At 55.1% G+C, this 12,571-nt stretch carries 13 protein-coding genes, 1 tRNA gene and 1 rRNA gene; 13 read left to right on the top strand and 2 right to left on the bottom strand.

The features are described from left to right. The first annotated feature begins 1 nt into the window (after window position 1). The 13 genes from msrQ to ACNY69_RS10615 all read left to right on the top strand — a co-directional run bounded on the left by msrQ (window position 2) and on the right by ACNY69_RS10615 (window position 12,131). Entirely contained in the window at window positions 2-604 is a 603-nt protein-coding gene (gene msrQ / locus ACNY69_RS10675) for a protein-methionine-sulfoxide reductase heme-binding subunit MsrQ (RefSeq protein ID WP_111139688.1), read from the top strand. A gap of 232 nt (window positions 605-836) precedes the next feature. Then, window positions 837-1,289: a type II 3-dehydroquinate dehydratase gene (aroQ, locus tag ACNY69_RS10670; RefSeq protein ID WP_111139689.1), complete on the top strand. Its 453-nt coding sequence runs from the start codon at window positions 837-839 to the stop codon at window positions 1,287-1,289. Window positions 1,290-1,314: 25 nt separating this feature from the next. Next, window positions 1,315-1,776: an acetyl-CoA carboxylase biotin carboxyl carrier protein gene (gene accB / locus ACNY69_RS10665; RefSeq protein WP_111139678.1), complete on the top strand. Its 462-nt coding sequence runs from the start codon at window positions 1,315-1,317 to the stop codon at window positions 1,774-1,776. 11 nt (window positions 1,777-1,787) lie between these two features. Continuing rightward, window positions 1,788-3,137, top strand: a complete 1,350-nt coding sequence (accC, locus tag ACNY69_RS10660; protein ID WP_111139679.1) for an acetyl-CoA carboxylase biotin carboxylase subunit — start codon at window positions 1,788-1,790, stop codon at window positions 3,135-3,137. A gap of 72 nt (window positions 3,138-3,209) precedes the next feature. Continuing rightward, entirely contained in the window at window positions 3,210-3,452 is a 243-nt protein-coding gene (locus ACNY69_RS10655) for a YhdT family protein (protein ID WP_111139680.1), read from the top strand. Further along, complete coding sequence (panF, locus tag ACNY69_RS10650; protein WP_418798268.1) at window positions 3,442-4,887, top strand: sodium/pantothenate symporter; 1,446 nt, start codon at window positions 3,442-3,444, stop codon at window positions 4,885-4,887. The genes ACNY69_RS10655 and panF overlap by 11 nt, the downstream gene beginning before the upstream one ends. Window positions 4,888-4,903: 16 nt before the next feature. Then, window positions 4,904-5,785, top strand: a complete 882-nt coding sequence (gene prmA / locus ACNY69_RS10645; protein ID WP_418798265.1) for a 50S ribosomal protein L11 methyltransferase — start codon at window positions 4,904-4,906, stop codon at window positions 5,783-5,785. Window positions 5,786-6,151: 366 nt separating this feature from the next. Then, on the top strand, window positions 6,152-7,117 hold the full coding sequence (gene dusB, locus ACNY69_RS10640) for a tRNA dihydrouridine synthase DusB (RefSeq protein WP_009087532.1): 966 nt from the start codon (window positions 6,152-6,154) through the stop codon (window positions 7,115-7,117). A gap of 23 nt (window positions 7,118-7,140) precedes the next feature. After that, a complete protein-coding gene (gene fis / locus ACNY69_RS10635; protein ID WP_003855228.1) occupies window positions 7,141-7,437 on the top strand; it encodes a DNA-binding transcriptional regulator Fis in 297 nt (98 codons plus the stop codon). Between the two features lie 535 nt (window positions 7,438-7,972). Beyond that, entirely contained in the window at window positions 7,973-8,998 is a 1,026-nt protein-coding gene (locus ACNY69_RS10630; RefSeq protein WP_111139683.1) for an amino acid ABC transporter substrate-binding protein, read from the top strand. Between the two features lie 68 nt (window positions 8,999-9,066). Then, window positions 9,067-10,245, top strand: a complete 1,179-nt coding sequence (locus ACNY69_RS10625; protein ID WP_293774346.1) for an amino acid ABC transporter permease — start codon at window positions 9,067-9,069, stop codon at window positions 10,243-10,245. A gap of 15 nt (window positions 10,246-10,260) precedes the next feature. Next, window positions 10,261-11,361, top strand: coding sequence for an amino acid ABC transporter permease (locus ACNY69_RS10620; protein WP_293774344.1), 1,101 nt, complete (start codon window positions 10,261-10,263; stop codon window positions 11,359-11,361). A gap of 8 nt (window positions 11,362-11,369) precedes the next feature. Then, on the top strand, window positions 11,370-12,131 hold the full coding sequence (locus tag ACNY69_RS10615; protein ID WP_111139686.1) for an amino acid ABC transporter ATP-binding protein: 762 nt from the start codon (window positions 11,370-11,372) through the stop codon (window positions 12,129-12,131). Window positions 12,132-12,332: 201 nt separating this feature from the next. Here ACNY69_RS10615 and rrf read toward each other — a convergent pair. Together rrf and ACNY69_RS10605 are read right to left on the bottom strand one after the other, a co-directional pair. Next, window positions 12,333-12,448: ribosomal RNA gene (gene rrf, locus ACNY69_RS10610) — 5S ribosomal RNA — on the bottom strand. A 34-nt stretch (window positions 12,449-12,482) separates the two neighbouring features. Beyond that, a tRNA-Thr gene (locus ACNY69_RS10605) sits at window positions 12,483-12,558 on the bottom strand. Window positions 12,559-12,571 lie beyond the last annotated feature (13 nt).

Raw genomic sequence — 12,571 nt, 5'->3', positions numbered from 1 at the left:
GGTGCGCCTGACACTGAAACAGATCGTGTGGCTCAAGGTGATCCTGCATCTGGCGGCCTTTCTGCCGCTGGTCTATCTGATCCTTGCCGCGATGCAGGGTGGACTGAGCGCGGATCCGGCCAAAGATATTCAGCACTTTACCGGCCGGATGGCGCTGAAGCTGCTGCTGGGTACGCTGCTGGTTTCACCGCTGGCCCGTTACGGTAAACAGCCGCTGTTAATCCGCACCCGTCGTCTGCTGGGCGTCTGGACATTTGTCTGGGCCTCTCTCCACCTGCTGAGTTACTACCTGCTGGAACTGGGCATCGATAACCTGCGTCTGCTGGGCAGCGAGCTGATCTCCCGGCCTTATCTGACGCTGGGCATTATCAGCTGGCTGATCTTGCTGGCCCTGGCGTTGACCTCGTTTCAGCGCGCGCAGCGCAAACTCGGCAAACGCTGGCAGACCCTGCATAATCTGGTCTATCTGGTCGCTATCCTGGCGCCGATCCACTATATCTGGTCGGTAAAAATCCTCTCCCCCCAGCCACTTATCTATGCGCTGCTGGCGGCGATACTGTTAGCCTGGCGTTACAAAAAATTCCTCAAAGGGTGGCCCCGTTAGCGCTTGGCCCGTTGTTTTCCGCTGCTGTTTTCTGATAAAAGATGTGGCCTCCAGGCCACATCCGATCATCTTCGCAGATAAGACCAGTATTTTGCTGCGAAATGACACGAAACGGATATAATGCCCGGCTTTATTGCTCGTCGGGTCTTCTTTTTCATCCTGAAAGGTGACAAATGAAGATTCGCAAGGTATTTTACGCGATGCCTCAATGATTGCGGGAGATGGCAGCACGATGGCGCATAAATTACATATTCTGCTTTTGAACGGACCCAACCTTAACCTGCTGGGAACCCGCGAACCTGAGAAGTATGGTCACACCACGCTGCGTCAGATTGTTGACGATCTGACACGCCAGGCAGACCAGCTGAATGTGGAGTTGAGCCACCTGCAAAGCAATGCTGAATTTCAGCTGATTGATCGCATTCATGAGGCCAAAGGCAATGTGGATTACATCATCATTAATCCTGCCGCGTTTACCCATACCAGTGTCGCACTGCGTGATGCCTTGTTAGCGGTAGAAATACCCTTTATCGAGGTTCATCTCTCCAATGTGCATGCCCGCGAGCCCTTCCGTCATCACTCCTATCTTTCTGATGTTTCTGCTGGCGTGATCTGTGGGCTTGGCGCTGACGGCTACACATGGGCTTTACAAACGGCAGTCAAACGCCTGTCTCAAACTAATTAATCAAACTGAGTACGGAACCCCACTCATGGATATTCGTAAAATTAAAAAACTGATCGAACTGGTTGAAGAGTCTGGCATTTCTGAGCTGGAAATCTCTGAAGGTGAAGAATCCGTTCGCATCAGCCGTGCACCTGCAAATAGCGGTTACCCGATGATGCAGCAGGCTTACGCTGCCCCTGTTCAGCAGCCTGCGCTGGCGACGGCGGTTGCGCCTGTTGCGGCGGTTGCCGACGCGGCACCGGCTGAAATCAGCGGTCACATCGTGCGTTCACCGATGGTCGGTACCTTCTACCGCACGCCGAGCCCGGATGCGAAAGCCTTTGTGGAAGTCGGTCAGAAAGTGAATGCGGGCGATACCCTGTGCATCGTCGAAGCCATGAAAATGATGAACCAGATCGAAGCAGACAAATCAGGCGTGGTGAAAGCGATCCTGGTTGAGAGCGGTCAGCCGGTCGAATTTGACGAGCCACTGGTTATCATCGAGTAACGGGGCAGATCATGCTGGATAAAATTGTTATTGCTAACCGCGGTGAGATTGCGCTGCGCATTCTGCGTGCCTGTAAAGAACTGGGCATCAAGACTGTTGCGGTACACTCAAGCGCGGATCGTGACCTGAAGCATGTGCTGCTGGCAGACGAAACCGTCTGCATCGGCCCTGCGCAGTCAGTTAAAAGTTATCTCAACATCCCGGCGCTGATCTCTGCTGCAGAGATCACGGGCGCAGTCGCGATTCACCCGGGCTACGGCTTCCTGTCTGAGAATGCCGATTTTGCCGAGCAGGTTGAGCGCTCTGGTTTTATCTTCATCGGTCCGAAAGCCGAAACGATTCGTCTGATGGGCGACAAAGTTTCTGCGATCAACGCGATGAAGAAAGCTGGCGTCCCGACCGTACCGGGCTCTGACGGTTCGCTGACGGATGACATGGAAAAGAACCGTGCCTTTGCTAAGCGCATCGGCTATCCGGTCATCATCAAAGCGTCTGGCGGCGGCGGCGGTCGTGGTATGCGCGTCGTGCGCAGCGACAAAGATCTGGAACAGTCCATCAACATGACGAAAGCGGAAGCCAAAGCGGCTTTCAACAACGACATGGTGTACATGGAGAAGTATCTGGAGAATCCGCGTCATATCGAGATTCAGGTTCTGGCCGATGGTCAGGGCAACGCGATCTATCTGGGCGAGCGCGACTGCTCCATGCAGCGTCGTCACCAGAAAGTGGTCGAAGAAGCACCAGGTCCGGGCATCACGCCGGAGCTGCGCAGCTTCATCGGCAATCGCTGTGCAAAAGCCTGTATTGAGATCGGCTATCGTGGCGCAGGCACCTTCGAGTTCCTGTATGAAAACGGTGAGTTCTACTTCATTGAAATGAACACCCGTATTCAGGTGGAACATCCGGTGACAGAGATGATCACCGGTGTGGATCTGATCAAAGAGCAGCTGCGTATTGCTGCCGGTCAGCCCCTGTCGATCAAACAGGATGAAGTGGTGATTCGCGGACATGCGGTTGAGTGCCGTATCAACGCCGAAGATCCGGTGACCTTCCTGCCAAGCCCGGGTAAAATCACCCGCTTCCACGCGCCAGGCGGTTTTGGCGTGCGCTGGGAGTCGCACATTTACTCAGGCTACACCGTGCCGCCTTATTACGACTCCATGATCGGCAAGCTGATCACCTACGGCGAAACGCGTGACGTGGCCATCGCCCGCATGAAGAATGCGCTGGCGGAACTGATCATCGACGGTATCAAGACCAACGTTGATCTGCAGATGAAAATCATGTCCGATGAGAATTTCCAGCACGGTGGAACCAATATCCACTATCTGGAGAAAAAACTCGGCTTGCACGAGAAGTAATCGCAACGCTGAGTCAGTCAGAGGCCGGTTAATCCGGCCTTTTTCTTTTGCCGTTGGCGTTAAGGTTGAATCATGGATGCTCGTTTTATCCAGGCACATAAAGAGGCACGCTGGTCTCTCTATCTCACCCTGCTCTGGCTGGCTGCCTGGGGGCTTTCCGCCTGGCTGGGTGGCAGCGAAAGCGGTGTGACCGGACTGCCGCGCTGGTTCGAACTCTCCTGCCTGTTTGCTCCCCTGTTGTTCATTTTTCTGTGCTGGCTGATGGTGCGGATGATTTTCCGCGATATGCCGCTGGAGGATAAAAATGAACGGTGAAATTATCCTGCCGTTACTGATCTATCTGGTGCTGATTGCTGCACTGTCGATTTTTGCCGTGCGCAAAAGGCGTCAGGGCAGTTTTCTGACGGAATATTTCCTTGGCAGCCGCTCGATGGGCGGATTTGTGCTGGCGATGACCCTCACCACCACCTATATCAGCGCCAGCTCGTTTATCGGCGGTCCCGGTGCGGCCTATAAATATGGGCTGGGATGGGTTCTGCTGGCGATGGTACAGGTGCCCGCCGTCTGGCTTTCGCTGGGCGTGCTGGGGAAAAAGTTTGCCATCCTGGCGCGGAAATATAATGCAGTCACGCTGAATGATATGCTCTATGCCCGCTATCAGAGCCCGCTGCTGATCTGGCTGGCGAGCCTGAGCCTGCTAATCGCCTTTATCGGCGCCATGACGGTGCAGTTTATTGGCGGTGCCCGTCTGCTTGAAACCGCCGCGGGCATCCCCTATGACAAAGGATTGCTGATCTTTGGCGGCACCATCGCGCTCTATACGGCGTTTGGCGGCTTCCGCGCCAGCGTTCTCAATGACGCCATGCAGGGGATCGTGATGCTGATTGGCACCTGCCTGCTGCTGTTCGCGGTGATCCATCAGGCTGGCGGCCTCAGCATGGCCGTTGAGAAACTGCATGCGATCGATCCTGCGCTGCTGTCGCCGCAGGGGCCTGGCGAGATTATTACGCCAACGTTCCTGAGTTCGTTTATCGTTCTGGTCTGCTTTGGAGTAATTGGCCTGCCCCATACGGCGGTGCGCTGCATCTCATACAAAGACAGCAAGGCCGTGCATCGGGCTATTATTCTGGGCACCATCGTGGTGGTGATCCTGATGCTGGGTATGCATCTGGCCGGTGCGCTGGGCCGGGCCGTCCTGCCGAACCTGACCGTGCCGGATAGCGTAATACCGACCCTGATGATTACCGTTCTGCCGCCGCTGGCGGCCGGTCTGTTTCTGGCTGCACCGATGGCCGCCATTATGTCGACCATCAATGCCCAGCTGTTGCAGGCGTCGGCTACGCTGATAAAAGATCTCTATCTGCGTGTCGCCCCGCAACATCTGGAGAATGAGACGCGGCTGAGACGGCTGTCTGGCACCATTACCTTTGCACTGGGTATCCTGCTGCTGATTGCGGCATGGAACCCGCCCGATATGATTATCTGGCTGAATCTGCTGGCCTTTGGCGGCCTTGAGGCGGTGTTCCTCTGGCCACTGGTTCTGGGCCTCTACTGGGAGCGCGCCAATGCCGCTGGTGCCATTACCGGCATGGTGGTGGGCGGAGGCTGCTACGCCTTTCTGGCGAGCCTCAACCTGCAGATTCTGGGTTTTCACCCCATCGTGCCTTCACTGATTCTGAGCCTGCTGGCCTTTTTAGTGGGCAACCTGTTTGGACGCGCGCCGCATAGGGTCGACGCGTCGCAACATTGACGGAAAGAGAGACGTTATGCCGTGGATTCAAATCAAAATAAACAGCTCAGGTGAACATGCGGAAACGCTGAGCGACGCACTGATGGAGATCGGTGCCGTCTCCGTGACTTTTCAGGATACCAACGACACGCCGGTTTATGAACCGCTGCCGGGTGAGACACGCCTGTGGGGCGATACCGATGTTATCGGCCTGTTTGATGCAGAGACGGACATGGCTTTTGTCACCGCCGAACTGGCCCAGCATCCGCTGCTGGGTGCAGGTTTTCGCCACCGGATCGAGCAGATCGAAGACAAAGACTGGGAGCGAGAATGGATGGAAAACTTCCACCCGATGCGTTTTGGCGAGCGTCTCTGGATCTGTCCAAGCTGGCGCGACGTGCCGGATCCCGATGCCGTCAACGTGATGCTGGATCCCGGGCTCGCATTCGGCACCGGCACGCATCCCACGACGTCGCTCTGCCTCACCTGGCTTGACGGGCTGGATCTGGCCGGCAAGACCGTGATCGATTTCGGCTGTGGTTCGGGGATCCTGGCGATCGCCGCCCTGAAGCTGGGTGCCGCTCAGGCGATCGGCATTGATATCGATCCGCAGGCGATTCAGGCCAGCCGGGATAATGCCGAGCGTAATGGCGTTGCCGACCGTCTGTCGCTCTATCTGCCCTACCAGCAGCCCGACAATCTGCAGGCGGATGTGGTCGTCGCCAATATCCTGGCAGGCCCGCTGCGTGAGCTGGCCCCGCTGATTAGCGTGTTGCCGAAGTCTGGCGGCCATCTGGGCCTGTCCGGTGTGTTAGAGAGCCAGGCGGAGGGTGTCTGTGAAGCCTACGCGGGCGAATTCGCTCTCGACCCGGTGGCGGTCAAAGAGGAGTGGTGCCGGATTACCGGAATTAAATCCTGATTTTTGCCCCCCTCTGCCTCACGGATAGCGCAGTTTCAGGCGCAAAGCGTCGTAACAGCATATTCAACCAGCCCGCAGCGTAAGTTGCGGGCTTTTCTGACCTGGACTGGATGCTTGTATCGTTAATCACGGCATGTGACGTTTATTATCTGGTGAATTGGCGTACTTTTCTGGAAAAACTTTTGTTCACAATTTCAGCATAAATTATTAAGTGTCTGATATTTAAGTTTAATTATTAATAGTTCCTGTCATCACCCCGTTTTCATTGATCTTTCTTGCTGATTGTTCAAAGTTTGGCCTTTCATCTTCCTGCAAAAATGCGTAATATACGCCGCCTTGCAGACACAGTATGGCCATTCTGACTTCATGCGTATTGGAAACCTCCAGCTGAGAAATCGACTGATTGCAGCGCCTATGGCCGGTATTACCGACAGGCCGTTCAGGACGTTGTGTCATGAAATGGGTGCAGGCATGGCAGTTTCTGAGATGTTGTCATCAAACCCCGAAGTCTGGGCAAGCGACAAATCTCGCTTACGTATGGTGCACAGTGATGAGCCAGGCATTCGCGCCGTGCAGATTGCCGGTTGCGATCCCAGCGAAATGGCGCAAGCTGCACGCATTAATGTTGAAGCTGGTGCACAGGTTATCGACATTAATATGGGGTGCCCTGCCAAGAAGGTTAACCGCAAAATGGCGGGTTCAGCCTTGCTGCAATATCCCGCCGTGGTGGAGTCGATTCTCTCCGCAGTGGTTAATGCAGTGAACGTGCCGGTCACGCTGAAAATTCGTACTGGCTGGGATCCTGAAAACAGGAACTGTGTCGCGATTGCCCAATTGGCTGAACGCTGCGGTATCCAGGCTCTGACGATACATGGCCGCACTCGTGCCTGCCTGTTCAACGGAGAAGCTGAATATGACAGCATTCGGACAGTTAAGCAGAGTGTTTCCATTCCGATTATCGCGAATGGAGACATAACTGACCCGCATAAAGCCAGAGCGGTGCTCGACTATACAGGGGCCGATGCTCTGATGATAGGACGCGCTGCTCAGGGAAGACCGTGGATCTTCCGGGAAATCCAGCATTATCTGGACACTGGGGAGCTGCTTGCCCCGCTGCCGCTGGCAGAGGTCAAGCGCTTGCTTGTTTCGCATATACGTGAGCTGCACGACTTTTACGGTTCAGGCAAGGGATACCGTATAGCGCGCAAGCACGTCTCCTGGTACCTGCAGGAGCATGCCCCTAATGACCAGTTTCGGCGCACATTCAACGCCATTGAGGATGCCAGCGAACAGCTGGAGGCGTTGGAGGCATACTTCGAAAATCTTGCGTAACGAAATAAAGAGCTGAAAGAACTATGTTCGAACAACGCGTAAATTCTGACGTACTGACCGTTTCTACCGTTAACTCACAGGATCAGGTAACTCAAAAACCTTTGCGTGATTCGGTTAAACAGGCACTGAAGAACTATTTTGCTCAACTGAATGGTCAGGATGTGAGCGACCTGTATGAGCTGGTTTTGGCTGAAGTCGAGCAGCCTCTGTTGGACATGGTGATGCAGTATACCCGTGGCAACCAGACCCGTGCTGCCCTGATGATGGGTATCAACCGCGGTACGCTGCGTAAGAAACTGAAAAAATACGGCATGAACTGATTTTTAGTTCAGTCTGTTAATCACGCCAGCCTTCGGGCTGGCGTTTTTATTTGTGCGTTATCCCACAAAGTCGCGGCACAGGACGTGAAACAGTTGCCCGCAATATGGTAACTATAGTTGCAGTTGCTGGCGTGATATTTTGCCCCCTCGCTTTCCCTGTTCTCTCTGCTGTTTTACTTCTGGTCTGGCTCTCCCTCCCTGTCACCTCTGATTGTGTGATTTTCTGCGCATTAAAAAGCAACAGATGCTTTCCATACATTTCGCCCTGAGTGAACGCTCACACTGCTCTCATTTAGTGAAACTATTTGCACTAAATGTGATCGGGTCGACTCGCATTGCTTCCTTTTGGTGCGCGATATTAGCGGAACTTTCAGGGTGCTTCCGATTATTAGCCGTTCTTTCAATCCTATTCAGGCCTCTGCAAACCTGGCATCAGCTTTGCAGAGTCGTGGATGGCTGACTGCCACAGACAGGAAAAAAACGCACAGTAAAGTGCGCAAACATAACAACATAATCCCGCCACACAGGATGCTTTATGAAAAAGATGATGCTCTCTACGCTGATCGCCGCTGCTGCGCTGGCTGGCCTTGCTCAGCAGGCACACGCAGGCACCACACTGGATGCGATCAAGAAAAAAGGGTTTGTTCAATGTGGGATCAGTGACGGCTTGCCGGGCTTTTCCTATGCCGACGCCAGTGGCAAGTTCACGGGTATCGATGTGGATGTCTGTCGTGCTGCGGCTGCCGCAGTATTTGGCGATGCCACCAAAGTCAAATATACCCCGCTGACCGCCAAAGAGCGTTTCACCGCCCTGCAGTCCGGCGAAGTCGATGTGCTGTCACGTAACACCACCTGGACCTCATCGCGTGATGGCGGTATGGGCTTCCTGTTTGCGGGCGTGAACTATTACGACGGCATCGGCTTCCTGACTCACCAGAAAGCCGGTCTGAAAAGTGCGAAAGAGCTGGATGGCGCCACCGTCTGTATCCAGGCGGGCACCGACACCGAGCTGAACGTGGCGGACTTCTTCAAAGCCAACAAGATGCAATATACCCCGGTGACCTTTGATCGTTCTGATGAGTCGGCCAAGGCGCTGGATAGCGGTCGCTGCGACACGCTGGCCTCTGACCAGTCTCAGCTTTATGCATTGCGTATCAAGCTGGGCAAGCCTGACGACTTCATCGTGCTGCCAGAAGTGATTTCTAAAGAGCCGCTGGGGCCGCTGGTACGCCGCGGCGATGATGACTGGTTCACCATCGTGAAATGGTCGCTCTACGCCATGCTGAACGCGGAAGAGATGGGTATCTCTTCGAAGAACGTCGACCAGATGGCCGCGAAGCCAACGACGCCGGATATGGCGCATCTGCTCGGATCAGAAGGTGATTTTGGTAAAGATCTGAAGCTGGATAACAAGTGGGCCTACAACATCATCAAGCAGGTGGGCAACTATCAGGAAAGCTTTGACCGTAACGTCGGTAAAGATAGCGCACTGAAGATTGCTCGCGGTCAGAATGCGTTGTGGAACCAGGGCGGCATTCAGTACGCACCGCCGGTACGTTAACAGACCTCGCCAATCGGGCACCGTATTCTGCGGTGCCCTACCCCAGCTTTCGTTACTGAGGTTTCAACATGTCACAACGCCCAACCGTGAAAAGGGATTTTTCATTTGGTAATCCCACGGTTCGCGCCTGGATTTATCAGCTCATCGCCGTCGTCGCGGTGCTTGGTGTGGTGGGTTATCTGGTGCACAACACCATTATCAACCTCGCCAGTCGCGGCATTACATCGGGATTCGGATTTCTTGAGCGCACGGCCGGTTTCGGCATCGTGCAGCACCTGATTGAGTACACGGAGGGAGATACCTACGCGCGCGTGTTTATGGTCGGATTAACCAACACGCTGCTGGTCTCTGCACTCTGTATTGTTTTCGCCTCGATTATCGGATTCGCGGTCGGTCTGGCCCGCCTGTCTGACAACTGGCTGCTGCGGAAGCTTTCAAATATCTATATCGAAACCTTCCGTAATATCCCGCCTCTGCTGCAGATCTTCTTCTGGTACTTTGCGGTACTGCGCAACCTGCCCGGCCCGCGCCAGGCGCTGAACGCCTTCGATCTGGCTTATGTCAGCAATCGCGGGCTCTACGTGCCGTGGCCGACCTACGCCCCCGGCAGCTGGCCGTTTGTTATCGCGCTGCTTCTGGCACTGGCTGTGAGCTATGGCCTGTTCCGCTTTAACCGAACGCACCAGCTGAAAACCGGTCAGTTACGTCGCACATGGCCCGCTGCGGTGGGGATGCTGATCCTTTTCCCGCTGCTGGCCTACATGGGTTTTGGTCCGGCAACGCACTGGGATGTGCCGCAACTGCGCGGGTTCAACTTCCGGGGTGGCTCGGTGATGATTCCGGAGCTGGCGGCGCTGACGCTGGCACTCTCGATCTATACCTCGTCGTTTATCGCGGAAGTTATCCGCTCCGGCATTCAGTCGGTACCGCATGGTCAGCATGAAGCCGCACGTTCGCTGGGCCTGCCGAATCCGGTGACGCTGCGCCAGGTGATTATCCCGCAGGCCATGCGGGTGATTATTCCGCCGCTGACCAGCCAGTATCTGAACATCGTGAAGAACTCCTCACTGGCCGCCGCCATCGGTTATCCCGATATGGTGTCGCTGTTTGCCGGCTCGGTCCTGAATCAGACCGGTCAGGCTATCGAAACAATCGCGATCACGATGGGCGTTTACCTGATTATCAGCCTGCTGATATCGCTGCTTATGAACGTCTACAACCGCAAGATTGCGCTGGTTGAGCGTTAAGAGAACGGGATCCCTATGTCTGTGACTACACATGAAACGCCCCCCGTCCCGACGACGCTGTTCAGTCGCGCCTGGCTCTGGGCTCGTAAAAATCTGTTTTCAAGCTGGTTTAATACCTTACTGACGCTGCTATGCCTCTGGATAATCTGGCATGTCATTCCGCCCGCGCTGAACTGGCTGGTTTTTCAGGCCAACTGGATCGGCTCCACGCGCGCCGATTGCACCAAAGAGGGCGCCTGCTGGGTCTTTATCCATGCGCGATTTGGTCAGTTCATGTATGGGCTCTACCCGCATGAGCTGCGCTGGCGCATTAACCTGGCACTGGTGATTGGCCTGTTGTCGATTGTGCCGATGTTCGTGAAAAGCCTGCCTTATCGCGGACGTTATATCGCCGCCTGGGCGGTCATCTATCCGCTGACGGTCTGGTTCCTGCTCTATGGCGGTTATCTGGGGCTGGAGCGGGTTGAAACCCGTCAATGGGGTGGGTTAACGCTGACGCTGATTATCGCCTCGGTCGGGATTGCCGGTGCACTGCCGCTGGGCATCCTGCTGGCGCTGGGTCGTCGTTCGCGGATGCCAGTGGTGCGCACGCTGTCGATTATCTTCATCGAGTTCTGGCGTGGCGTTCCGCTGATCACCGTGCTGTTTATGTCATCCGTAATGCTGCCGCTGTTTATGTCGGAAGGCACAACGATCGACAAGCTGGTGCGTGCGCTGGTCGGGGTGATCCTTTTCCAGTCCGCCTATGTGGCCGAGGTAGTTCGCGGCGGCCTGCAGGCGCTGCCTAAAGGGCAGTATGAAGCCGCCGAATCGCTGGCGCTCGGCTACTGGAAGACACAGATGCTGGTGATCCTGCCACAGGCTCTGAAGCTCACGATCCCCGGCCTGGTGAACACCATCATCGCCCTGTTTAAAGATACCAGTCTGGTCATCATCATTGGCCTCTTCGATCTCTTCAGCAGCGTCCAGCAGGCGACGGTCGATCCGGCCTGGCTGGGCATGTCGACCGAGGGCTATGTATTTGCTGCGCTGGTCTATTGGATCTTCTGTTTTAGCATGTCGCGCTATAGCCAGTATCTGGAAAAGCGCTTTCACACCGGGCGTACACCGCACTGAGGTTTTACATGACTGACTCTATGACACACTCTTCCGACCCGCTGATGATCTCGCTTGAGAACGTAAATAAATGGTACGGGCAGTTCCACGTACTGAAAGACATCAATCTGCAGGTAAAACCCCGCGAACGCATCGTGCTGTGCGGCCCATCCGGCTCCGGAAAATCGACCACAATTCGCTGCATCAACCATCTGGAGGAGCATCAGCAGGGGCGCATTGTGGTGGATGGAATTCACCTCAACGATGACGTGCGTAATATTGAGCGCGTGCGCACCGAAGTCGGTATGGTCTTCCAGCACTTCAACCTTTTCCCCCACCTGACCGTGTTGCAGAACTGCACGCTGGCGCCGTCGTGGGTGAGGAAGATCCCTAAGAAGGAAGCGGACGAACTGGCCATGCACTATCTGCAGCGCGTGCGTATCGCTGAACATGCGCATAAGTTTCCCGGACAGCTCTCGGGCGGTCAGCAGCAGCGTGTGGCGATTGCCCGCTCGCTCTGTATGAAGCCGAAAATTATGCTGTTCGATGAGCCAACGTCGGCGCTGGATCCTGAAATGGTGAAAGAGGTGCTGGATACGATGATTGGCCTGGCTGAAGATGGGATGACGATGCTCTGTGTAACGCACGAGATGGGTTTTGCCCGAACGGTCGCAGACCGGGTGATCTTTATGGATCGCGGTGAGATCGTCGAAGTCGCGCCACCGCAGGAGTTCTTTGCCAATCCAAAATCGGAGCGCACCCGGGCGTTTCTGTCGCAGGTTATCCACTGATAAGACGCTCAGACAACCTGTTAACCCGGCCTGGTGCCGGGTTTTTTATGGCCTGAATAACTCAGGCAGCTTCGCTTTTTGACTGTTGGCAGATGCACTGACGGCAGAGTGAGGGGATAACAGACGCCAGAAAGTGAAAGCGTTATTGCCACACAACGAAAAAAGCCCTTCGCATGTGCGAAGGGCTCTCTCTTATTTGATGCCTGGCAGTTCCCTACTCTCGCATGGGGAGACCCCACACTACCATCGGCGCTACGGCGTTTCACTTCTGAGTTCGGCATGGGGTCAGGTGGGACCACCGCGCTACAGCCGCCAGGCAAATTCTTTTATTTACCGAACTCGTGTCTTAACTGGTGCTGATACCCAGAGTCGAACTGGGGACCTCACCCTTACCAAGGGTGCGCTCTACCAACTGAGCCATATCAGCACACTAAATTTGA

This window comes from Pantoea graminicola (assembly GCF_048452665.1).
Lineage (GTDB): Bacteria > Pseudomonadota > Gammaproteobacteria > Enterobacterales > Enterobacteriaceae > Pantoea.
Note: the sequence above shows the minus strand (reverse complement) of the source record. Positions and strands in the feature narration are given on the sequence as shown.

Coding starts and splice junctions, on each gene's coding strand:
- aroQ (WP_111139689.1), top strand. CDS start 837: ATGGCGCATAAATTACATATTCTGCTTTTGAACGGACCCAACCTTAAC.
- accB (WP_111139678.1), top strand. CDS start 1,315: ATGGATATTCGTAAAATTAAAAAACTGATCGAACTGGTTGAAGAGTCT.
- accC (WP_111139679.1), top strand. CDS start 1,788: ATGCTGGATAAAATTGTTATTGCTAACCGCGGTGAGATTGCGCTGCGC.
- ACNY69_RS10655 (WP_111139680.1), top strand. CDS start 3,210: ATGGATGCTCGTTTTATCCAGGCACATAAAGAGGCACGCTGGTCTCTC.
- panF (WP_418798268.1), top strand. CDS start 3,442: ATGAACGGTGAAATTATCCTGCCGTTACTGATCTATCTGGTGCTGATT.
- prmA (WP_418798265.1), top strand. CDS start 4,904: ATGCCGTGGATTCAAATCAAAATAAACAGCTCAGGTGAACATGCGGAA.
- dusB (WP_009087532.1), top strand. CDS start 6,152: ATGCGTATTGGAAACCTCCAGCTGAGAAATCGACTGATTGCAGCGCCT.
- fis (WP_003855228.1), top strand. CDS start 7,141: ATGTTCGAACAACGCGTAAATTCTGACGTACTGACCGTTTCTACCGTT.
- ACNY69_RS10630 (WP_111139683.1), top strand. CDS start 7,973: ATGAAAAAGATGATGCTCTCTACGCTGATCGCCGCTGCTGCGCTGGCT.
- ACNY69_RS10625 (WP_293774346.1), top strand. CDS start 9,067: ATGTCACAACGCCCAACCGTGAAAAGGGATTTTTCATTTGGTAATCCC.
- ACNY69_RS10620 (WP_293774344.1), top strand. CDS start 10,261: ATGTCTGTGACTACACATGAAACGCCCCCCGTCCCGACGACGCTGTTC.
- ACNY69_RS10615 (WP_111139686.1), top strand. CDS start 11,370: ATGACTGACTCTATGACACACTCTTCCGACCCGCTGATGATCTCGCTT.